Below are 21,648 nucleotides of genomic sequence, written 5' to 3'. Positions count from 1 at the left end.
CGATGCGGCGCCGCCGGCGGCGGGGGCAGCCGTGCTGGGAACTGACCCCGGGTACGGCGCCCCCGCCGCGGGTGTGGGAGTGGGCAACTGGCAGCTGCCGCACAACCTGCGCTGGTCCTTCCAACACATCTCCGAGTTCCTGCCCACCGCGCTGATCTCGCGCGGGACCACCCCGGTGTCGGTGCTGCCGTGCGCGCCCCGGGACCTGGGTCCCATCGTGCTGCCCGCCGCCTACCCCGGCGAGCCGCCGATGACCGTGGCCTCGGTCATGGCGGAAACCAACACCGACGCCTGGATGCTGCTTCACCGCGGAAACGTGCTCGCCGAGTCCTACCTCGGCGGGATGCTCCCGAGCACGGAGCACCTGCTGATGTCGGTGAGCAAGTCGATGGTCGGAACGGTGGCGGGGGTGCTGCATGATGCGGGGCTGCTGGACACCGCGGCTCCGCTGACCGACTACATCCCGGCGCTGGCCGGCACCGGCTATGCCGGGGCCACGGTGCGGCACCTCTTGGACATGCGCTCGGGCATTGCGTTCTCCGAGGAATACCTCGATCCGCACGCGGAGGTGCGGATGCTGGAGGAGGCGATCGGCTGGGCCCCGTCCGTGCGCCCCGGACCGGTGGGGATGTACCCGTACCTCAAGACGCTGCGGCAGAAATGGGGGCACGGCGGGGTCTTCGAGTACCGGTCCTGCGAGACCGACATGCTCGGCTGGGTCTGCGAGGCCGCGGCCCGGGCACCCATGCCGATGCTGCTCTCCCACCTGCTCTGGGGCAAGCTCGGCGCCGAGCACAACGCCTCGATCGGCACCGACCAGTTCGGCACCGGCATGTTCGACGGAGGCATCAACGCCACGCTGCGGGACCTGGCCCGCTTCGGTTCGCTGTACCTGCATGACGGGGTGGCGCCCTCCGGCGAGCGCGTGCTCTCCCGCTCCTGGATCTCCCAGACGCTGGCCGGGGCCCCGGACTCACGGGCCGCGTTCACCAACAGCCCGGGCGACAACCGGATGCCCGGCGGGATGTACCGGAACCAGATGTGGTTCCCCTACGCGGGCAACGACGTGTTGCTGGCTCTGGGCATCCACGGACAGATGATCTACATCAACCGCCCCGCCCAGGTGGTGGCCGTGAAGCTCTCCGCATGGCCCTACCCGCAGGACGCCGCGAAGCTCTTTGCCACGCTGCGCGCCTTCGATGCGGTTTCCGCGGTGCTCGCCGCCGAGCACCATGCCGAGCGACAGTCCTACCTGCCGCTTTTCTCCGTCCCCCCGCGCGAAAAACCCCATCCCTCCGCCCCGGGAGTCCCGGGAGCACCAGCTTGAGCTCTACCCGCGAGGCCCGCTTGGGCACGCCTTCGAGAAACGGAACAGCAGTGACAGCGCCCATGGCGATCATCGAGCACGACCAATTTGCAACACCTTCCAGCGTCTGGCGGCTGCGCACCGACGCCTGGGAGTACCTGGGCTACGCGGCCAAGCAGCTTCAGGCCCCCACGGATCCGGGCGGCGGCGAACATGCCGTCGAGCCGGGCCTGCTGGCCGAGGTCACCCGCCAGCTGCACGTCCTGGAGGCCGTGGAGACCTATTGGGCGGTTCCCGGCAAGGCGCACGTGCTTGAGCTCGCGGCGCGGATCCGGCAAGCCGACTTCGCCGCGGCACTGGCCCTCATCGAGACCGTGACCCGCGGGTTCGCCCGTTTCCGGCACGAGCTCGATGCGAAACTGCCCGACCCCGATCCCGCGGCCGAACCGCTGGACGAACCGCTGGACGCGGCCGTCCCGGCCGTTGCCGATCGCCGCCCGCGCTTCGAGGTGCTGGTCATCGATGACATCTCGGCAACGGTGCGCGAGGAACTCGTCGCCGAGATGGCCGCCCAGCGCCGGGAATCGGACGCCTTCACCTACCAGATCAACGTGGTCCCCTCCCTCGAGGACGCGATCATCGCGGTGCTGCTGAACCCCACCATCCAGGCGTGCATCCTGCGCCCCGGATTCGGGGTCACCGCCCGCCACACCCCGGGAGAGGACCTGCGCCGGTACCTGGACAATTTCCTGGATCCGGCGATCGCCTCCTATCCGCCCAAGGCACGCATCCTGGCGCTGGCCGACAAGCTCAAGGAACTGCGCCCGGAACTGGACCTCTTTCTGGTGGCGGACGTGTCCATCGAGGAACTGGCCGGGCTGGCGAACCGGCGCTTTGCGCGGCTCTTTCGCCGCGAGGAGTCCATGGAACTGCACCTGTCCCTGCTGGGCGGGGTCGCGGCACGCTACAAGACCCCGTTCTTCGACGCCGTGCAGGCCCACAGCCGCAAGCCCGCCGCGGTCTTCCACGCGCTGCCGGTCTCGCGCGGCGGCTCGGTGGTCAACTCCCGGTGGATCAAGGACATGGGCGAGTTCTACGGAATGAACCTGCTGCACGCCGAGACCTCCGCGACCTCCGGCGGGCTGGACTCGCTGCTGGAGCCGCGTTCCACCATCCGCGACGCCCAGGTGCTGGCGGCCCGCGCCTTCGGTGCCCGGCGCTCCTACTTCGTCACCAACGGCACCTCCACGGCCAACAAGATCGTGCACCAGTCGATCCTGGCCMCCGGCGACGTGGTCATCGCCGACCGCAATTGCCACAAGTCCCACCACTACGCGCTGATGCTCGCCGGCGCGCAGGTCGCCTACGTGGACGCCTACCCGCTGAACGAGTACGCCTTCTATGGGGCGGTGCCGCTGCGCACCATCAAGTCGATGCTGCTGGACTACCGCCGGGCCGGGCGGCTGGACCAGGTCAAGATGGTCACGCTGACCAATTGCACCTTCGACGGCATCGTTTACGACGTCGAGCGGGTCATGGCCGAATGCCTGGCCATCAAGCCGGACCTGGTCTTCCTCTGGGACGAGGCCTGGTTCGCGTTCGCCGGCTTCCACCCGATCTACCGGCGGCGCACCGCGATGGCCGCGGCCGCCAAGCTGGTTGCCGATTTCAAGGACCCCGCCTACATCGCCGCCGCCAAGGCCCAGCGGGCGACGCTCTTCGATCCGGTGACCGGGGAACCGGCCGACGACGAGGCGTGGCTGTCCACCCGGCTGCTCCCGGACCCGGAGGCCGCCCGGTTGCGGGTCTACGCGACCCAATCCACGCACAAGACGCTCACAGCGCTGCGCCAGGGCTCGATGATCCACATCTTTGACCAGGACTTCGCGCAGCTGAACGAGGTGACGTTCAAGGCCGCGTACATGACCCACACCTCGACCTCGCCGAACTACCAGATTCTTGCCTCGCTGGACATCGGCCGGCGGCAGGCGGAGCTGGAGGGCTACGAGTTGGTCCAGCGCCAGGCCTACCTGGCCCTGTCGGTGGCCCAGGCGGTGGCCCGGAACCCGCTGCTGAAGAAGTACTTCCGGGTCTTGAGCACCTGCGACTTGATCCCCGAGGAGTTCCGCGAAACCACCCGGCCGATGCCGCTGCGCGACGGGATCGCCGCGATGGACGAGGCCTGGCGCACCGACGAGTTCGTGATGGATCCCAGCCGGCTGACCCTGCACGTCGGGAACACCGGAGTCGACGGGGACACCTTCAAGCACAAGTACCTCATGGACCGCCACGGGATCCAGGTCAACAAGACTTCCCGGAACACGGTGCTGTTCATGACCAACATCGGCACCTCGCGAAGCGCTGTCGCATACCTGATCGACGTGCTGCTCAAGCTCGCCGAGCACTTCGAGACCGAGCGGGCGGAGATGTCCCCGCACGCCCTGGCGGCCCGCGACGCCAGGGTCGCCGGCATGGTCGCCTCCCCGCCGCCGCTGCCGGACTTCAGCCGCTTTGCGCAGCGGTTCCGCAGCGACGCGGACACCATCGACGGGGACATCCGCAGCGCCTACTTCACCACCTACAAAACCGGTTCCTGCGGCTACCTGATGCCCGGCGAGCTCCATGAGCGGGTGGCCGCTGGCGAGGAGGTGGTCTCCGCCGGATTCGTCACCCCCTACCCTCCGGGTTTCCCGGTCCTGGTCCCCGGGCAGGTGTTCACCCGTCAGATCCTGTCCTTCATGGAGGCGCTGGACACCCGGGAGATCCACGGCTTCGACGCGGAGCTCGGCTACCGGGTCATCAACGAGGTCCCGAACCCCAAATCCTGAGACCAAAACCCATGCCCGAAGGGGCAACGGGCAGGCAGTGGCGATCGGCCTCCGGTGGCCGGGCGCCACTGCCTCAGGACCGCGGCCGCACCACCAGCACCGGGCAGGCTGCGTGCCGCACGCATTGCTCGCTGACCGATCCCAGCAGCATCCCCTTCAGTCCCCCGCGCCCGCGCGTCCCCACCACCAGCATGCGCGCGTCGTGCGAGATGGCGACGAGGCTCTTGAGCGCCGGCGCATGCGCCGGGCTGTAGCTGATCTCGACGCCGGGGAACTTCTCGGCGACGGGACGCGCGTCGCGCTCCATCTCGTCCTTGACCGCGGCGGCAAACTCCTCGAACGGCGGGACGTATCCGGAGGTCCACTGTGCCGGCTTCGGTGCCGTGACGATGGACCATGCCCGGGCGACGACCACCGGCAGCGCCAACTGCCCGGCAAGTTCCACGGCCATCTCCAGGGCGAGCTGCGCTCCCGCGGACCCGTCGTGCCCCACGACGATGCTTCCTGCCGCTGCCGGCTGGATGGTAGGTGTTGCGCCAAAGGGGTTTTCGCTGTCCATGGTCGTTTCTCCTTGCTGGTCGGATTCCTGCCCGCGGGCAATGGCTATTGCTGCAGGTACTCATCGTGCTGCCGGTGTGCCTCGGCCACCAGCGCGCGGATCTTGTCGACGTCCTTGGCCTTGTTGCGGTATTTCAGGTCCATCGCATGGATTTGCGCCTCCTCCTGCGTCAGCAGCCGGTAGACCCGCTCGCGCTCGGCGGGATCGGCGGTATAGCCGAGGTCCATGAATTCAACGGCATGCCGCCGGGCACTGTTGATCGCCGTCTGCGCCTTGCCCGCCTTGCTCAGCAGCGAGGCAACCACCGTCACCAGCAGCACCCCGATGATGAAGCCCAGGGACAGTCCCGTGGTGATCTCGATGACCGGGACGGGTTCGCCGTCGTTGACGAAGGGCAGGTTGTTCTCGTGCAGCGCGTGGAGCACCAGCTTGATGCCGATGAACGCCAGGATCGCGGCCAGCCCGTAGGAGAGGTAGATGAGGCGGTCCAGCAGGCCATCGAGCAGGAAGTACAGCTGGCGCAGCCCCATCAGCGAAAAGGCGGTGGCGGTGAAGACGATGTACACGTTCTGCGTCAGGCCGAAGATCGCGGGAATGGAGTCAAGCGCGAACAGGATGTCGGTGCCGCCGATCGACACCATGACCAGCAGCATGGGGGTCAGCGCCCGCTTGCCGTGGTGCATGGTGAACAGCTTGTCGCCGTCGAAGTGGTCGGTCGTGTGCAGGAACCTCTTGGCCAGGCGCATGATGAAGTTGTCCGACTGGTCCGTCGCGTGGTCCCCGGGCTTGAGCAGGTTGCCGGCGGTGAGCAGCAGGATCAGGCCGAAGAGGTAGAACACCCAGGCAAAGGAATTGATCAGCGCCGCACCCAGGAAGATGAACCCGGTCCGGGCGATCAGCGAGAACACGATGCCGAACAGGAGCACCTTTTGCTGGTCCTCGCGCGGGACCCGGAAGCTGGCGATGATGATGAGGAAGACAAACAGGTTGTCGACCGACAGCGCCTTTTCCGTGATGTAGCCGGCGAAGTACTCCGAGCCCATCGTGGTCCCGCCGAAGACCAGGACCAGGATTCCGAACAGGATGGCGATCCCCACATAGACCGATGACCAGATCGAGGCTTCCTTGAGCGTGGGCACGTGGGCCTTGCGGATGTGGAAGAAGTAGTCGAAGGCGAGCAGGGCAAGAATGGCGACGATGGTGATGCCCCAGATAAGGGGTGAAACGCTCATGGGTCCCTGCTTTCGGACGGCGGTGCGCGGGTCGGGCGCCGTGGGCTGCGTTGCCGAGCCTGAGCCAAGACACCCCCTTCCGGGCCGTGGCCGAATCCGCGGTGACTAGCAACGCAGCAAGTCCATTGCCACAAAAGTAGCATCTGGACTGGTCGTTTGTTAACCCCTTCTGAGCTGCGAGAGGCCCTCGGACCCCTTCTCCGGACGGGGCCGCAGGATCGCTGGCCGTTTAACGGAACCGGTACAGGCCTGCGGACGCGTCCGCACGCCTGTACCGGCGCGTGGAATCACCGCATGAAGGGATTAATCGTCCAGTTCGGTGTCCCCGGGAAGGAAATTTCCTCGGCCGCTGCGGATTGGCCTAGAGCGCCCCTCCGGCGGCTTCCGGCGTCCCGCCCGATCCGCCGGACTGTCCTGAATCCCCCACCGACTCGCGGGCCAGGAACGTTTCGACATCGAAGAGGTTGCTCGCCCGCCGGGCCACGTTCAGCAGCGTCGACATCGAGGCCACCTCCTCGACCTGCTCCTTGAGGAACCACAGCATGAACTGCTCGCCCAATGGGTCGTCCTCGGCACGGGCCAGGGCAAAGAGCTCCTTGATCCGCTCGGTGACCTCGAGTTCCTGCTCGAGCGCCAGCACCAGTGGATCCTCCGCCGATTCGAAGTCGTTGCGCACCGCTTTGACGCCCGGGATGCTGGCCCTGATGCCGCGGTCCAGCATGTAACGGACCATCATCATGGCGTGGTTCCGTTCTTCCAGGGATTGGCGGTAGAAGTGTTTCGCCAGCTGCGGCAGGTCCTTGCCGTCGTACCAGACAGCGACGGCAATGTATTGCTGGGAGGCGGCGAACTCGTTGCCGATCTGGTCCGTCAGCATGTCGTTGAACTTCGTGCTCATGATGCTCTCCTTGGCCGGGTGTGCTCGGTTGGGGTCCGCCGGTTCTCAACCCACCGGGCCGCAACCGACAGAGTGCCTAGTTCGAGGTTCCCCGCCCCCGCTTGCCTAGTCAAGGGGCCGGGAAGCCCAGTGACCTCGGTGGAGCGACGATCTGCCGCCCCTTTGAACCGCGGAAGCGCATCTTCTTGTACCGCCCCGGGACGGTTTCTCCCGGGACGAATCCGGCAGCACGGGATGCAAGCACCCAGCTCCCCCGCTTTGGCAATGTCGCCATGCGGTTCCCCTCCGCCAAGAATTCGACGGCCACGGTCGCTCGACAAAGTGCGGGCGCCCCTACAGCGCCTAGCCCAGGTCGAGCACCAGGCGCTTGCCCTTGCACCGGGACACGCAGATCATCATGGTGTCCCCGGCCTCACGCTCCTGATCCGAGAGCAGGGAATCGCGGTGGTCGATCTCCCCGGAGAGCACCGGCGTCTCGCAGGTGCCGCAGATCCCCTCGCGGCAGGAGTTCAGCGGGCTCATGCCTGCATCCTCCAAGGCCTGCAGGATGCTCACCCCTACCGGGACGCTTACCTCCGTCCCGTCGGTGCCCTGCACCGTGAATTCGTGGTCGCCCTCGTGCGGTGCCACGGCCGCTCCGGCCGACCCGGGGTCCGCGGCAAAGCGTTCGAAGTGCAGGCGGGACGGGTCCTGCCATCCCCCGGCCAGGGATTCGATCACTTTCAGCAGCGGACCCGGACCGCAGGTATACACGTGGAAGTCCGCAACCGGATCGGCGAGGAGGTCGGCCAGGGGATAGAAGCCGTTCTCGTCGTCGGCGTGGATGTGCACATGGTCCCCGTAGCCAGCGAGCTCGTCGAGGAAAGCCATGTTGTTGCGGCTGCGGCCCATGTAGATCAGTCGCCAGGGCTGATCCCCGGCGGCAGCGGCCCTAACCATGGGAAGGAGCGGGGTGATGCCGATGCCTCCGGCCAGGAACACGTATTGCGGTGCCGGTGCCAGGGCGAAGTTGTTCTTGGGTCCGCGCACTTGGATCTTGGTCCCGGGACGCAATTCGTCGTGCACGTAGGCCGATCCGCCGCGCCCGGCCGGTTCGCGCAGCACCGCCAGGCGCCACGAATCCCGTTGGCCGGGATCCGAGCAGAGGGAGTATTGCCGGATCAACCCGTTAGGCAGCAGCACGTCAAGGTGTGCCCCTGCATTCCACTCGGGCAGCGCCCGTCGCAGCGGGTGCCTCAGCTCGAGGGACAGGACGCCGTCGGATTCGCTGGTGATGCGGTGGACTTCGGTTTCAAAGAATTCCAGGGTCGACATCGTTGTGTGCCCTTTCGAAGATGCGTGGATATATGGGTGGATGGGTCAGAGGACCGAGGCCAGGAAGGCGCGGGTGCGTTCATGCTGTGGATTGCCGATGACGTCCCGTGCCGGGCCCTGCTCCACTACATGCCCGTCGTCCATGAACACCACCCGGTCCGCGACGTCCCGGGCGAAGTTCATCTCGTGGGTCACCACGACCATGGTCATGCCGGTGGCCGCCAGGTCCTTCATGACCTTGAGCACCTCGCCGACCAGCTCCGGGTCCAGGGCGGAGGTCGGCTCGTCGAAGAGCATGACCTTCGGCCGCATGCACAGCGCCCGGGCGATCGCGACGCGCTGCTGCTGGCCGCCGGAAAGCTGCCGCGGGTAGGCCTTGGCCTTGTCGGCCAGCCCCACCGATTCGAGCAGGGCGAGCGCCCGCGCCGTCGCGGTCGAGCGCTTCTCCTTCAGCACCAGGCGCGGCGCCTCGATCAGGTTCTCCAGCACGGTCATGTGCGGGAACAGGTTGAAGTGCTGGAACACCATCCCGATCTCCACCCGGCTGCGGCAGATCTTCGCGTGCGGCTGCTCGTGCAGCTTGGTGCCCTTCAGGTCATAGCCCATCACCGCCCCGTCCACCCACATCCGCCCGCCCTCGATCGTTTCCAGGTGGTTGATGCAGCGCAGCAGCGTCGACTTGCCCGACCCGGAAGGACCGATCAGGCACACCACCTCCCCGCGCTGCACCTGCAGGTCGATGCCCTTCAGCACCTCCAGCCGGCCGTAGCTCTTGCGGATAGCATCGGCCTTGATCATCGGCGCGGGCGCCGTGGCCGTGGCGCCGGTTTCCAGGATGGTCGCACTCATTTCTTCGCTCCCTTGAGGGTCAGCGGGTCGTGCACCCGCATGAACCGCTTGAGTTGTTGCCACGGGGTCTGCGGCAGGCTGCGTTGCCCGCCCCTGGCGTAGTGGCGCTCCAGGTAGAACTGCCCGACGCTCAGGATCGAGGTGACCACGATGTACCAGATGCTGGCGACCATCAGCAGCGGGATGGTCTCGAAATTGCGGGCATAGATGATCTGCGCGGAGTACAGCAGCTCGGGCACCGAGATGACCGAGACCAGGGCGGTGGTCTTGAGCATGCCGATGGTTTCGTTGCCCGTGGGCGGGATGATCACGCGCATGGCCTGCGGCAGGATGATCCGCCGCATGGTCTGGAGCCGGTTGATGCCCAGTGCCCCGGCCGCCTCGGACTGGCCGTGCTCCACCGAAAGGATGCCGGCCCGTACGATCTCGGACATGTACGCCGCCTGGTTCAGCCCCAGCCCCAGGATCGCGGCGGTCAGCGGCGTGATCATCGCATTCGCGTCCAAATCCACCCCGGGGATGCCGAAGGTGATGGAGGGATAGAGCGCGGCCAGGTTGTACCAAAAGAGCAACTGCACCAGCACCGGGGTGCCGCGGAAGAAGTTCACGTAGGCGAAGGCCGCGGTGCGCACCACCGGGTTCGCCGAGATCCGCATGACGGCCAGCACCACGCCCAGCACGATGCCGATGAGCATGCAGACGGCGGTCAGTTCCAGGGTGATGCCGATGCCGCGCACGATGGAGACGTCGCGGATGTACATCCCGACGGTCTCCCACCCGAAGTTCGGGTTGGTGACCACCGAGCGGGCCAACAGCAACCCCAGCAACACGATCACCGCCGCCGAAATCCAGCGCCCCGGGTGCCTGGCCTTGACGATGCTGTACTCGTCAACCGCGGCCGCGGTCTTCTTGGGTTCGGTCATGAGGGTCATGGGAGCCATCTCCATCGCTACTTCAGCACGACATCGGCCGGGGTGATCTGCGTGCTGGCCGGCAGACCCCACTTGGCGTTGATCTCTGCGTACGTCGGGGATTCCAACACCGCTGCCGTGGCTGCCTGGACGGCAGGCAGCAGTTCGCTCTTCTTGCCCAGCGCCGTGCCGGTGAGTTCCGGTTCGTAGTCGGGGCCCTGCGCGACCTCGAACTTCCCGCCGGCGAGCTTGCCCTGGTAGGCCAGGGAGACCGAGTCCGCCATGACCCCTTGGACGCGGCCGGAGGTCCAGGGACTGGATCGATCCCTTCTGTGCGGCTACCGCCTTGCCGCACAGGCTCGTCGCGTCAACGCTCAACTTCTGCGGATTGCCCGGGGCCACGGCCAATCCGGTACCGCCTTGCAGGTAGGGGACGAAGTCCACGGCCTTGCGGCGTTCGTCGGTGACGCTGAAGGTGGACATGCCCAGGTCGTACTTGCCCGATTGCAGGCCGGGCAGGATGGTGTCGAAGGTGGCCGGAACATGCTCGACCTTCAGGCCCAGCACCGCGCCGATGGCGTCGCCCATGTCGGCGTCCCAGCCGATCAGCGTCTTGTTGTCGGTGTCGTAGAACTCGAACGGGGGGTAGGTCGGGTCCGAGGCAATGCGCAGTACCCCCGCCTCGCGGATGTCTGCCGGGAGCAGGGCCCGGGCGGCCTCGTTGACGCCCAAGGCCACGGCGGACGCTGAACCCGACGCGCCGGAGCCCTGGGTGGATTCGGCCTGCGAGACGGTGGTGCAGCCGGTGGATGCCAAGACGAGCAGCATGCCGGCGGCCAGGAAACGCGTGGTGCGGTGCGAGATCATTTTCTGTCCTTCTTCGGTGGTGTCCGGGCTGCCAAGGGCGCCGGGCGTGGTGGGAGAACGGGAGAAACTAGAGGGAGTCGGGATCGAGCAGCGGTGCAACGTGCAGCAGGTGGGTGCCCGGGGCCACCAGCGTGGGTCGGCGCATGATCGCGACCACCCCGTCAAGCCGGGCATGATAGGCACGCGGCTGCCGGTCCAGTTCGTCGATGAAGTGCACGCGTGCCACCGGCTGCCCGGCGCTCACAGCTTCCCCCAGGTCGACGAGCGGCTCAAAGAGCCCGGCGGCCGTGGAAGTTACCGGCGATTCGGGCACCAGTTCAATCCACTGCGGTTCGGCCTCCACCGGAGCCTCGGCGGCCCCGTTGAGGATCCCCAGGTCGGCCAAGAGGCGCGGCATGCCGCGGCGCATGGCCACCAGTGCATGCCGGTCAACGGTCCCGGACCCGGAAAGCTCGGTGGAAATCGTGAGGACCCCGGCCTGGTCCCCGGCGCTGGACAGCGAGCCGGGCTCCAGCAGCGGGGCGACCACCATGACGTACGGCAGGCCCAGCAACCGGGAGGCCCGAAGCTTCGCCCGCCACAGCTCTTCGTCGGGGCCGCGGTAGATGAAGGCACAGGGCAAGTAGGTCGAGTTCGATCCGCCCGAGTGCATGTCGATCACGAAGTCGGCGCGCGGCAGCAGGGCACCGGCAATCAGCGCGGCAACCTGCTCGGTGGGCCCGCCCTGGGCACGGCCCGGGTAGCTGCGGTTCAGGTTTCCCGCGTCGATCGGCGAAACGCGGGCCGCGGAGCGCACTGCCGGCGAGTTGGCCGCCGGCACGACGATCACGGTGCCGGACAGCCGGGCCGGATCCAGTTCACGGATCAGCTCGTGGGCCAAGACCTGCCCCTCGTATTCGTCTCCGTGGGTGCCGGCCACCAGCAGGGCCACAGGCCCGGGACCCGAGGAAATCACCGCGACGGGAACCGGGATGATCGCCCCATCGTGCACGTTGTCCGAGTGCACCACGTGTCCGTAGCCCAGCTGCTTGCCCGTGGCGGAGAAGTCGATCCCGGTGAAGGACGCGCCGACCGGTGCGAGCGGCCGCGCCGGCGCCGTCCCGGCGCTCACGGTACCCACCTCAGGGCCGCGGCTCGGCGAGGGGCCAGCATCGTGACCGAGACCCGGGCCTCGGGTACGGTCAGCGAGATGCGCAGGGACTCGTCGTCCTCGCCCTCCACGATGAACACGTCCCCGGGGTTCAGCCAGCGTTCCCACGGCCCGTCCACGGCCGCGACCAGCACCTGTCCGTGCAGCGAGGTCACCACCATCTGGTGTCCGGCGGGGCGTTCGGCGACCCCGCTGTGTCCGTCGGCGTAGACGGAGGTCTGCACCCCGATGTAGTCGGGGTCCGCCTCGATGAGCACCTCTGGCCCGGACGCATCCTCGGCCAGCCGCGCGGTCCAGCGCCAGGGATCCCCGCGCTCGTCGGTGTCCGGGCAGGCGGCAAGGGTGCGTTGCCCCTGCCCGGCTTCCCAGTAGTCGTCCTGCGAATCGGCACGTACCAGCATCCACATGGCGACTAGGCCCTTGCGCCGGCGACGGGCCGGTCCGCGGCGGCGGCCTGCTCGCGCTTGACCAGCGTGGACAGGATGCGCCGGGCCTTGGCCACGCCGCCGTCCTGGGCGATGAGCACGTCGAACTCGCCGTCAGGGCGGGACTGCATGCCGATCTCCTGGGCTTCCAGGGCATCGGCGTCCTCCTGCAGGACGGTGTTCAGTCCCACACGCAGGTCCTCGGTGGCCTGCGCGTCATCGACGGCGAAGTTGCGGCTGAAGGCGTAGTAGTACCAGGAGTTGTGCTCGTCGATGGGGGTGATGCCGTTGAGCACCTTGATCAGGTAGCCCTCGGCGCGAGGCTTGCCTTCCCCGGTGATCCCGGAGTGCAGCACGTGCAGGTTGGGCACGAAGAACTCGGTGCAGTGGAAGCGGTCGAACAGCCCGCGGGCGTCCATGGTGTCGGCGTACAGCGGCGGTGCCTGAACGGAGGGCATCAGCCGGTCGACGCTGACCACCGATCCTTCGACCTCCACGGTGATGCCGTGCTCGTAGATGTAGTCGTCGCCCACGGTGGTCTGGTGCAGGAACGATTCGTGGGTCAGATCCAGCAGGTTGTCGTGGATCAGCCCGGCGCGGCACTTGAAGTGGAACGAATGGGTGACGGTGGCCCACCCGGGGTCGGTCATCCAGTGCGTGTCCGGCACGTCCGCGGGGTCGGCCAGGTCCGCATCCCCCATCCAGGCCCAGATCCAGCCGTCTTTTTCCACCAGCGGGTATTTGCGGACCTTGGCGCGTTCGGGGATGGTGCTTTGCGCGGGGACCTTGGTGCACATCCCATCCGCGCCGTAGGTGAACCCGTGGTAGCCGCACTCGATGGAATCGCCGACGGTGCGGCCTTCAGAGAGCGGGAAGGCGCGGTGGGCGCAGCGGTCGGCCAGGGCCACCGGCGTGCCGTTCTGGGTGCGGAAGAGCACGATCGGCTGCTCGCAGATTACCCGCTTGACCGGCTTGCGGTCGACCTCGCTGCTCCAGGCCGCCACGTACCAGGTGTTCAAGACATACATGTTTTTTCCTTTGTCGGGAGGTGGAACGCCACTGATTGTATTCACCGTATACAGTGGATACAGATGGGTCAAGGGTTTTTTGTGACCCGCGCCACCAGCACCGCGGAGCGGAGTGAAAACCACACGCTAGACTGCTGGGAACCGCGACGAAACATTTTCAGGGAGACGCATGGCTACGGGAGTCCACGACGCAAGACCACTGGCGGTGCGCGTCCACGAACAAATCGCTTCCGAAATCGTCAGCGGCGCGCTGAAGCCGGGAACCGCACTGGTCCAGGAACAGGTTGCCGCCCAATACGGCGTCTCACGCACTCCGGTGCGTGACGCCCTGGCCCAAGTCGCAATGGAGGGCTTGGCCACGCTGGTGCCGGGGAGCGGGTACGTGGTCAACGACCTCACGGCGCAAGACGTGCACAACGTCTTCGAGGTGCGTTACCACCTAGAGCAGCTGGCGATGGCACAGGCCATCGGCAGGCACTCCCCCGCGCAACTTGTGCGGCTGCGGGCGCTCATCGACGAATTCGAGACGGTGGAACCCACCGATGCGGAGGAGCAATTCCGCCTTGGCAAGGAATTCCACCTCAGGCTCATCGACCCCTGCCCCAACCAATACCTGCGCGAGACCCTGGGAAGCATCTGGGGACACCCGATCCAGCGGCGGATCACCCGCGCCTACCAGTTGGGGCCGGAACACCAGGCCTCCATCGCACGGGCCCACCGCGACATCCTCGAGGCGCTGCCCGCGGGCGACCTGGAAACGATCATCCGGGTCCTGGGCTACTGCCACGACGCCGGCGACATCGACCCGCAGGCACTTCCCTCCCGCGGGTGAACCGCGAGGTCAGTCATGGATATGCCTAGGCGGTTCGTTGCCCCCGCCCGGCAGGATCCAGTGTCATCGCGAACAACGCCCCATCGATGTCAGTCGGCCGGGGGATGGTGGCCAGGATCTGCCGCATGTTGCTCAGAACCCAGGTATTCCTTCACCGCCTGGGCCGGAACGCGGTAGGAACGCCCGAATCGCACGGCCGGCAATTCCCCCGCATGGACCAACCTGTAGACGGTCATATTCGAAACACGCATCGCCAAGGCGACCTCTGCCACCGTCAGGTAGTGTGCGTCCTCAAACCTCGCAAGGTCCACCATTTCGTCCCCCAATCGAAGCGCCTTCATCCCCAGATGAAACAACCGACCCCATGTGCATCATCCGCCGCATGGGCAAGATTGATTCCATCGTAGGCGCATGGCGAAGGCCGCACCACGGTCTTGAGTTGCGTTTGGGCCGCAGTTTTCCGGCTCGGACCCCGGAATCGGCCGTCACGGACCCATCCCCCGGCGAGGGACTGCGGGATCCGGCTACCCCGCGGGTGCCGGTTCCTTTGGCACGGGGGCGGACGCGGTCTCGGCCTCCACCACAAGTGCGGCGGAAATCGCTTCGAACGCGCGCAGGACGGGAAAGAGCCTGGCCGGATCCTGCGGCACCGGCCAGGTCGACAATTTGACCGCCACCACCCCGGCAAGGCGGTTGACGTGGACCAGCTGGCCGTGGATGCCCAGGCAAAGCACCACGTCGCTGCCCGCATAGGGGAACCACATCTGGTTGCGGTGCATCCCGCCGGGCATCGTGTTGTCTCCCGGGATGTCGGCAAAGGCGTCGCGTGAATCCGGTGCTTCGGCCAGGGTCTGCCCGAACCACTCGCCGGAGAGCACCCGTTCGCCTGTCGGGGAGAGCCCGTCGCCCAGGAACAGCGACCCGAAACGGGCAATGTCGCGCAGCGTAGCGTTGATTCCCCCGCCGAAGACCCCGGTGCCGAACTTGTCGATACCCATGGAGGCGTCCGATTCAGCTCCGATCCTGCCCACACCAGCGCGTCCATGGGGGTGCCCGCGGCGGCCTCGCCGATCCAGCCCAGCATGTCCGTCTCGCAGGAACGGTAGTCGAAGACGCCGCCGTGGGCGGTCTTGCGCTCCAGGGTCCGCAGGAACGGGAACATGCCGGTGGGTCCGGGAGCATTGGAGGCGGCCCAGCCAATCGCCTCCTCCAGCTTCCGAATCCCGGCGGCCGGGCCCAGGTAGTTCTCGGAGAAGTTGATGCCGGAGCTCATGTCCAGCAGCCGGTGCCCATTGCCCCGGCCTATCCGGTTTCGACCAGTTCCGGCAGGCAGTCGGTCAGCTGTCCCTCCGGGCCAAGCCTTCCGGCGTCGCACAGCGCGCCGGCCACCGCTCCCCCGGGAGGTTTCCGCAGTGGTCAGGATCTCTGCCATGTGTTTGAAGGACCAGCGAAGGCTCTCCGGCGACCTCCATGTGTCCATGTCCACCGCAGGGGTCTGGAGATCCAGGTTCGTGCCATCCCTGAGAGCCACCTTCCCATGCTTCACCGTTTATTGCTTGGGACCTCACCACCGGGTAACCGCTATGCCGGGCACCGTTCGCACCGCGCGTCCACGGTGTCGCCACACCCACGGGCGGGGCGACACCGCGTGGGGAATGTCCCATGGGCTTCCGCCGCATGGTTGACCGCGCGCGGGAGAGGCATGCTCTAGGGTCGAAAGTGGTGAAGCCGCCACCGCGCTGCACCCACAACCTAGAGAAAAGGCCGGAAACATGATCGGATTCATCGTCGCGGGACTCGTCATTGGCGCACTTGCACGGCTTATCAAGCCCGGCAAGCAGAACCTGAGCCTGCTCGTCACCCTGCTGCTGGGACTTGCCGGGTCCGTCATCGGCGGGGTGATTGCCAGTCTGCTGGGCACCGGGAACATCTTCGAACTCAATGTCCTGGGATTCGTCGTGGCCGTCATCGCGGCGGTCCTGCTCGTTGGCACCGCCGAGGGCCTGGCTTCTCGCCGCAACTCCGTTCGGTGACCGCCCCGGGGCACTGCCCCGGACGAGGAATGAGCGAGGCACCTGCATTGGCTTATCAATGCGGGTGCCTCCGTCATTTTCCACCGGGTCCGGGGCATCGTCGACATCACCGTCCCTGGCCTCTACGCGGTTTCGGGCCGCGTTTCCTCAGACGTCGAACCCGCCGCCATCCGGAACACGACACACAACAGGAACTTCGAACGCCAGGATTGGGGCCATCGCTACCTTGAACGCGGAACGCATCGCTTCACCGCGCACTTCACGGCGCCAGACTACGTCTCCCTGGACTACATCCAGTTTGATCGCGCCGTAGAGTAATTGATCGTTCTGGACTTCCAACCCCAAAATGTCTGCACCGCCCGATACGGTGTGCTCCATCTGCACCAGTGGCAGGGAACTCCGGAAAGGCGGTGAAACATGGGTAAGTCGTCCACGCCGTCAAAGGCCGCGCTTTCCAAGGCCGGATCGAAGCTTGCCTCGAACTCTTCGAGCAAGTCCACCAAGTCCAAGGCAGGATCAACGCTGGGAAAAGGCTAGGCATCAAGAAGTTGGCGGATCGTTTGCCGCTGATTGATTAAGCAGGTATCGCCCGCACTCCCCCATGACAGGGAATGCGGGCGATACCTGTTTGGAGCATTTAGCGGCTGGCGACGAACGCCTGCACGCAGGCCTCGATGTCCTCGGCCGAGTGTGCTGCCGAGAGCTGGACGCGGATGCGTGCGGCGCCCTTCGGGACCACCGGGAAGCTGAACGCGGTGACGAAGACGCCCTGCTCCAGCATCTTGCCGGCCACTTCGGCGGCCTTGACGGCATCGCCGAACATCACCGGAACGATGGCGTGCTCGCCGTCGAGCAGGTCGAAGCCTTCCTCGGTCATGCGGCGGCGGAAGTGCGCGGCGTTCTCGAAGAGCTTCTCGCGCAGTTCGCCCGAACCCTCGACGAGCTCAAGCGCCTTCAGCGTTGCGGCAACGATGGCCGGGGCCAGCGAGTTCGAGAACAGGTAGGGGCGGGCCTTCTGGCGCAGCATCGCCACGATCTCGCCGCGGCCTGCCACGTAGCCGCCCGAGGCGCCGCCCAGGGCCTTGCCGAAGGTGCCGGTGTAGATGTCCACGCGGTCCGAGACACCCGCATGTTCCGGGGTGCCGGCGCCGGTGGCGCCCATGAAGCCCACGGCATGGGAGTCATCGACCATGACCAGTGCGCCGTACTTGTCGGCCAGGTCGCAGATGGCTCCCAGCGGGGCGATGAAGCCGTCCATTGAGAAGATGCCGTCGGTGACGACGATGGTGCGGCGGGCACCCTTGCCGTCGTTCAATGCGGCGGCTGCCTGCAACTGGGTTTCCAGGTCCGCCATGTCCTGGTTCGCGTAGCGGAAGCGCGCGGCCTTGGACAGGCGGATGCCGTCGATGATCGAGGCGTGGTTCAGCGCATCGGAGATGATGGCGTCTTCGGCGCCGAAGAGCGACTCGAAGACGCCCCCGTTGGCGTCGAAGCAGCTGGAGAACAGGATCGTGTCCTCGGTGCCCAGGAACTTGGAGACCGCGGCCTCGAGTTCCAGGTGCAGGTCCTGGGTGCCGCAGATGAAGCGGACGCTGGCCATGCCGAAGCCGCGGGTGTCCATGGCGTTCTTGGCGGCCTCGATGATGCGCTCATCGTCCGCCAGGCCCAGGTAGTTGTTGGCGCAGAAGTTCAGCACCTTCTTGGCGCTAAAGCCGAGCTCTCCGGCGGAAATGCGGTTGGACTGGGCCGAGTCGATGTGGCGTTCGGACTTGAACAGGCCGTCGGTGCGCAGCTGGGCCAGTTCGGCCGCCAGCTCGTCCTTCATGGTGGTGTACACGGTGCTTCTCCTAAAAGTCGCGGGAATGTGGAAGAGGCTTGGGGGATCTCTAGAAGACGGTCCAGTCCAGGACGACCTTGCCGCCGTGGCCGGAGCGCGCGGCGTCGAAGCCGGCTTCCCATTGGGTGGCCGGCAGGTAGTCGGTGACCACGGAGGCGACGCGTTCTCGCAGCACCGGGTTGGAGGTGAGCATGGCGCTCATGGCGTACCAGGTCTCGAACATCTCGCGGCCGTAGATGCCCTTGAGCGTGAGCATGTGGGTGACGACCTTGCCCCAGTCGATGTCGATGGAGCTGGAGGGCAGGCCAAGCATGGAGATGTGCCCGCCGTGGTTCATGTTCTCGATCATTTCCGGCAGCGCCGTGGGATGTCCGGACATTTCCATGCCGAAGTCGAAGCCCTCGCGCATGCCCAGTTCGCGCTGGGCGTCCTTGATGCGGGTCGCCGAGACGTCGATGGCCAGGTCCACGCCCATGCCGCGGGCCAGTTCCAGGCGCTGCGGCGAGATGTCGGTGATGGCGATCTTGCGGGCGCCTGCGTGGCGGGCCACGGCGATGGCCATCAGGCCGATGGGCCCGGCACCGGTGATCAGCACGTCCTCGCCGACCAGCGGGAAGGACAGCGCGGTGTGCACGGCGTTGCCGAACGGGTCGAAGATCGCGCCGAGTTCCGGGGTGATCGAGGGGTCCCGGTGGACCCAGACGTTGGTCTCGGGAATGACGACGAATTCGGCGAAGGCGCCGTCGCGCTGCACGCCGACCGAGACGGTGTTGATGCACATCTGGCGCCGGCCCGCGCGGCAGTTGCGGCACATGCCGCAGACCACGTGGCCCTCGCCGGAGACGCGGTCGCCGATCTTCACGTCGGTGACTTCGTCGCCCACCTCGACGACCTCGCCGTAGAACTCGTGGCCCGGGATCATCGGGGCCTTGATCATGGCCTTGGCGGCGTCGTCGTAGGCCTGGATGTGCAGGTCGGTGCCGCAGATGCCTGCGGTCATCACGCGGATCTTCACGTCGCGGTCGCCGGTCACGGGCTCGGGGCGGTCAACCAGCTCGAATCCGGCGTGGGGCCCGGACTTGTACAGTGCCTTCATCGATGGCTCCTCAATTGCGCCACCTGGCGCGCCTTTCATGGACGATTCGCCTCCAGTCTGGCATCTCGCACCCGACATAGACACCTTAGAAGATACGCATGTTTCTCAATCAACGATTTAGGATTGACTACATGGAAGTCCACCAGTTGCAGATCCTGCGCGAACTCGGCGACCTCGGCTCGGTCAAGGCCGTGGCCAGCGCCATGTATGTCACGCCCTCGGCCGTTTCCCAGCAGCTGGCCCTGCTCCAGCGCAACATCCAGGTCCCGCTGACCCGCAAGGAGGGCCGGAACCTGGTGCTCACCGAGGCCGGTCAGGTGCTGGCGGCCGCCGGCGCCACGGTGGTCTCCTCGCTGGCCGCGGCACGGGCCGCGATCGGCGAGTTCCAGGAAAGCGCCGCCGCACCGGTTTCCGTGGCCGGGTTCCACTCCGTGGGCCAGGTGCTCTTCGCCCCGCTGCTGAGCAAGCTCGCGACACCCGGTTTCCCCGCGCCGCGGTTCTTCGACGAGGACGTGGCCCAGCAGGATTTCCCGGCGCTGACCGCCCGCTACGACCTGGTCCTGGCCCACCGCATGGACCACACCCCGCACTGGCCCGCCGACCGGGTCGTCGTCACCCCGCTCGCGCACGAGCCCCTGGACATCGCCCTGCCGGCCGGCCACCGGCTGGCGGCGAAGGACACGCTGCGCCCGGCGGATTTGGTCGGCGAGCACTGGGTGGTCAGCCGCGAGGGCTTCTCCCCGGCCGACGTGCTCGGAGCCATCAGCGCGGTTTCCGGTGCCGCCCCGGAGATCATCCACCGGATCAACGACTACGCCACGGTCGCCGCGCTGGTCGCGGCCGGGGATGTCATCGGCATCATTCCGCGCTACACCGCCGGCGCCGCGCTGGGCGAGAACGTGGTGCTGCGCCGGCTCGAGGGCATCGCCAACCGCCGGCGCATCGACCTGCTGGCGCGGCCCGAATCCATGCACCGGCGCAGCGTGCAGCTGGTGGCCACCGCCATGGGCCGGGCCATGGCCGAGCTCACCGGCGACTGACCCTCCGGTGCCCCGGCACCGGGCCGGAAACGCCGAAGGGGAGCGCCCCTCCCCCCGGATGCCGGTGGAGGGACGCTCCCCTTGGGACTGGTGCGCCGGCAGCGGTTGTCCGGCCGGGCACCGGGCCGCCTCAGGCGTTTACGCGCTCCTGGTTGGCCGCGAAGTAGGCCAGCAAATCCCCGCTGAGCGCAGGAACGATCTTGGCCGACCCGTCGGTGCGCAACGACTCGGTGGCCAGCACGCCCGCGGCAACCGCCGCGCGTGCGGCAACCGGGGAGGTCTCGGTCGGCCCGCCCGAAGCCGCAAAGCGCAGGAACTCGGCGATCAGGCGCGGATCCGCACCCCCGTGCCCCCCGTCGGCCGCCTCGATCTCGACCTCGAGGTCCGCCTCCACGTAGCCGGTCTGGCTGCGGGTGTTCCACACCTTGATCTTGTTGCCCGCGTCGTCCCCGAAGTTCTCCAGGCGGCCCGCGGTGCCGATGACCGTGTAGTTCCTCCAGTAGTCCGGGGTGAAGTGGCACTGCTGGTAGGAGGCCAGCACGCCGTTGTCCAGCTTCATCTGCATCATCGAGATGTCTTCCACGTCGATGACCGGGTTCAGGTCCTTCTGGTCGGTCGGCGGCCAGTTCTCCAGCGAGAACCAGTCCCACATGCGGCGGTCGGTGTTGTCGCGGCGGGATTCGACGTCCCCGTAGACCGCAAGGTCGCCGACGGCGGAGACCGACGCGGTGTAGCCTCCCGCGAGCCAGTGGATCACGTCGATGTCGTGGGCGCCCTTTTGCAGCAGCAGGCTGGTGGTGTTCTTGCGCTCCGCGTGCCAGTCCTTAAAGTAGTAGTCTCCGCCGTTGCCCACGAAGTGGCGGCACCACACGGCCTTGACCTCGCCGATGGCACCGGTTTCGATGATCTCGCGCATCTGGCGGACCACCGGCATGTGGCGCATGTTGTGCCCGACGTACAGTTTGGTGCCGGTGCGGAACGCAGTTTCGAGCAGCTCGTCCACTGCTTCCAGGGTGACATCCAGCGGCTTTTCGCAGAACGTCGGGATGCCGGCATCCAGGGTGCGCTGGGCGACCACCGCGTGTTGGTTGTCCGGGGTCAGCACCAGCACCGCATCCAGGCCGGCGCCCAGCAGCTCGTCCAGGTCCGCGGTGATGATGGCCTCGGGCAGCTTGGCCGCGGCATCGGCGCGGCCGCGTTCGGAGGTGTCACACACCATGGTGACGACCGAGCCCTCGCCGGGGCGGTGTGCGTGCTTGTAGAGTCCGGCGCGCAGGCCGAAGCCGACGACACCTACCTTGAGATCCACGATTTTTCTCCTTCATTGTGCAAGTTTGTTGGCGGCGGCCGCCCGCAGGGAGGCCGTCGTCGGCGGTGCCGGGGTCCCCTGGAACCCGGGGTGGGTAGATCGGCGTGCTGGTCCGGTGGCAGGGCGGGTGTTTG

The 21,648-nt window shown here is 66.9% G+C and carries 20 protein-coding genes; 5 read left to right on the top strand and 15 right to left on the bottom strand.

The window, feature by feature from the left end; all coding sequences use genetic code 11:
- Positions 1–31 precede the first annotated feature (31 nt).
- Together BLJ79_RS15015 and BLJ79_RS15010 are read left to right on the top strand one after the other, a co-directional pair.
- Positions 32–1,327: a serine hydrolase domain-containing protein gene (locus BLJ79_RS15015; RefSeq protein WP_083411340.1), complete on the top strand. Its 1,296-nt coding sequence runs from the start codon at positions 32–34 to the stop codon at positions 1,325–1,327.
- Between the two features lie 62 nt (positions 1,328–1,389).
- On the top strand, positions 1,390–4,134 hold the full coding sequence (locus BLJ79_RS15010) for an aminotransferase class I/II-fold pyridoxal phosphate-dependent enzyme (RefSeq protein ID WP_071215560.1): 2,745 nt from the start codon (positions 1,390–1,392) through the stop codon (positions 4,132–4,134).
- 73 nt (positions 4,135–4,207) lie between these two features.
- On the opposite strand, the gene BLJ79_RS15005 is transcribed toward BLJ79_RS15010, so the two are convergent.
- The 9 genes from BLJ79_RS15005 to BLJ79_RS14955 form a co-directional block, all read right to left on the bottom strand.
- The gene (locus tag BLJ79_RS15005; RefSeq protein WP_071215559.1) at positions 4,208–4,693 is read right to left on the bottom strand and encodes a universal stress protein; all 486 of its coding nucleotides are present in this window, start codon (positions 4,691–4,693) and stop codon (positions 4,208–4,210) included.
- A 44-nt stretch (positions 4,694–4,737) separates the two neighbouring features.
- On the bottom strand, positions 4,738–5,925 hold the full coding sequence (locus BLJ79_RS15000) for a TerC family protein (RefSeq protein ID WP_071215558.1): 1,188 nt from the start codon (positions 5,923–5,925) through the stop codon (positions 4,738–4,740).
- Positions 5,926–6,286: 361 nt separating this feature from the next.
- Positions 6,287–6,823, bottom strand: coding sequence for a ferritin (locus BLJ79_RS14995; protein WP_071215557.1), 537 nt, complete (start codon positions 6,821–6,823; stop codon positions 6,287–6,289).
- A 342-nt stretch (positions 6,824–7,165) separates the two neighbouring features.
- The gene (locus tag BLJ79_RS14990) at positions 7,166–8,137 is read right to left on the bottom strand and encodes a PDR/VanB family oxidoreductase (protein ID WP_071215556.1); all 972 of its coding nucleotides are present in this window, start codon (positions 8,135–8,137) and stop codon (positions 7,166–7,168) included.
- Between the two features lie 45 nt (positions 8,138–8,182).
- Positions 8,183–8,986, bottom strand: coding sequence for an amino acid ABC transporter ATP-binding protein (locus BLJ79_RS14985; protein WP_071215555.1), 804 nt, complete (start codon positions 8,984–8,986; stop codon positions 8,183–8,185).
- The gene (locus BLJ79_RS24070; protein ID WP_502686102.1) at positions 8,983–10,764 is read right to left on the bottom strand and encodes an ABC transporter substrate-binding protein/permease; all 1,782 of its coding nucleotides are present in this window, start codon (positions 10,762–10,764) and stop codon (positions 8,983–8,985) included. Before BLJ79_RS24070 ends, BLJ79_RS14985 begins: the two co-directional genes overlap by 4 nt.
- Positions 10,765–10,831: 67 nt before the next feature.
- Positions 10,832–11,875: a M14 family metallopeptidase gene (locus BLJ79_RS14965; protein WP_071215551.1), complete on the bottom strand. Its 1,044-nt coding sequence runs from the start codon at positions 11,873–11,875 to the stop codon at positions 10,832–10,834.
- Positions 11,872–12,321: a hypothetical protein gene (locus tag BLJ79_RS14960; RefSeq protein WP_071215550.1), complete on the bottom strand. Its 450-nt coding sequence runs from the start codon at positions 12,319–12,321 to the stop codon at positions 11,872–11,874. The genes BLJ79_RS14965 and BLJ79_RS14960 overlap by 4 nt, the downstream gene beginning before the upstream one ends.
- Before the next feature lie 5 nt (positions 12,322–12,326).
- Positions 12,327–13,367: a Rieske 2Fe-2S domain-containing protein gene (locus tag BLJ79_RS14955; RefSeq protein ID WP_071215549.1), complete on the bottom strand. Its 1,041-nt coding sequence runs from the start codon at positions 13,365–13,367 to the stop codon at positions 12,327–12,329.
- A gap of 169 nt (positions 13,368–13,536) precedes the next feature.
- Here BLJ79_RS14955 and BLJ79_RS14950 point away from each other — a divergent pair, with 169 nt between their 5' ends.
- The gene (locus tag BLJ79_RS14950) at positions 13,537–14,199 is read left to right on the top strand and encodes a GntR family transcriptional regulator (protein ID WP_071215548.1); all 663 of its coding nucleotides are present in this window, start codon (positions 13,537–13,539) and stop codon (positions 14,197–14,199) included.
- Positions 14,200–14,288: 89 nt separating this feature from the next.
- Here BLJ79_RS14950 and BLJ79_RS14945 read toward each other — a convergent pair whose 3' ends face one another.
- Positions 14,289–14,513, bottom strand: coding sequence for a helix-turn-helix domain-containing protein (locus BLJ79_RS14945; RefSeq protein WP_071215745.1), 225 nt, complete (start codon positions 14,511–14,513; stop codon positions 14,289–14,291).
- Between the two features lie 210 nt (positions 14,514–14,723).
- Positions 14,724–15,197, bottom strand: coding sequence for a hypothetical protein (locus BLJ79_RS23790; protein WP_286135434.1), 474 nt, complete (start codon positions 15,195–15,197; stop codon positions 14,724–14,726).
- A gap of 774 nt (positions 15,198–15,971) precedes the next feature.
- Between BLJ79_RS23790 and BLJ79_RS14935 the strand changes: the two genes are divergently transcribed.
- Entirely contained in the window at positions 15,972–16,232 is a 261-nt protein-coding gene (locus BLJ79_RS14935) for a GlsB/YeaQ/YmgE family stress response membrane protein (protein ID WP_071215546.1), read from the top strand.
- A gap of 147 nt (positions 16,233–16,379) precedes the next feature.
- On the opposite strand, the gene BLJ79_RS14930 is transcribed toward BLJ79_RS14935, so the two are convergent.
- From BLJ79_RS14930 to tdh, 3 genes are all read right to left on the bottom strand, one after another.
- Positions 16,380–16,610, bottom strand: a complete 231-nt coding sequence (locus tag BLJ79_RS14930; protein WP_139194892.1) for a hypothetical protein — start codon at positions 16,608–16,610, stop codon at positions 16,380–16,382.
- Between the two features lie 259 nt (positions 16,611–16,869).
- Positions 16,870–18,069, bottom strand: a complete 1,200-nt coding sequence (locus BLJ79_RS14925) for a glycine C-acetyltransferase (RefSeq protein ID WP_071215544.1) — start codon at positions 18,067–18,069, stop codon at positions 16,870–16,872.
- A gap of 49 nt (positions 18,070–18,118) precedes the next feature.
- A complete protein-coding gene (gene tdh, locus BLJ79_RS14920; RefSeq protein WP_071215543.1) occupies positions 18,119–19,165 on the bottom strand; it encodes an L-threonine 3-dehydrogenase in 1,047 nt (348 codons plus the stop codon).
- Positions 19,166–19,296: 131 nt separating this feature from the next.
- Between tdh and BLJ79_RS14915 the strand changes: the two genes are divergently transcribed.
- Positions 19,297–20,205 (top strand): LysR family transcriptional regulator, encoded by a 909-nt coding sequence (locus BLJ79_RS14915; protein WP_071215542.1) that lies wholly within the window; start codon positions 19,297–19,299, stop codon positions 20,203–20,205.
- Positions 20,206–20,335: 130 nt separating this feature from the next.
- Here BLJ79_RS14915 and BLJ79_RS14910 read toward each other — a convergent pair whose 3' ends face one another.
- Positions 20,336–21,517 carry a Gfo/Idh/MocA family protein gene (locus tag BLJ79_RS14910; RefSeq protein WP_071215541.1) on the bottom strand — a complete coding sequence of 394 codons (1,182 nt, stop codon included), beginning with the start codon at positions 21,515–21,517 and terminating at the stop codon, positions 20,336–20,338.
- Positions 21,518–21,648 lie beyond the last annotated feature (131 nt).

The sequence above is a fragment of the Arthrobacter sp. UCD-GKA genome, assembly GCF_001863355.1.
Taxonomy (GTDB): domain Bacteria; phylum Actinomycetota; class Actinomycetes; order Actinomycetales; family Micrococcaceae; genus Paeniglutamicibacter.
This window is presented reverse-complemented; position numbering and strand designations above follow the sequence as displayed.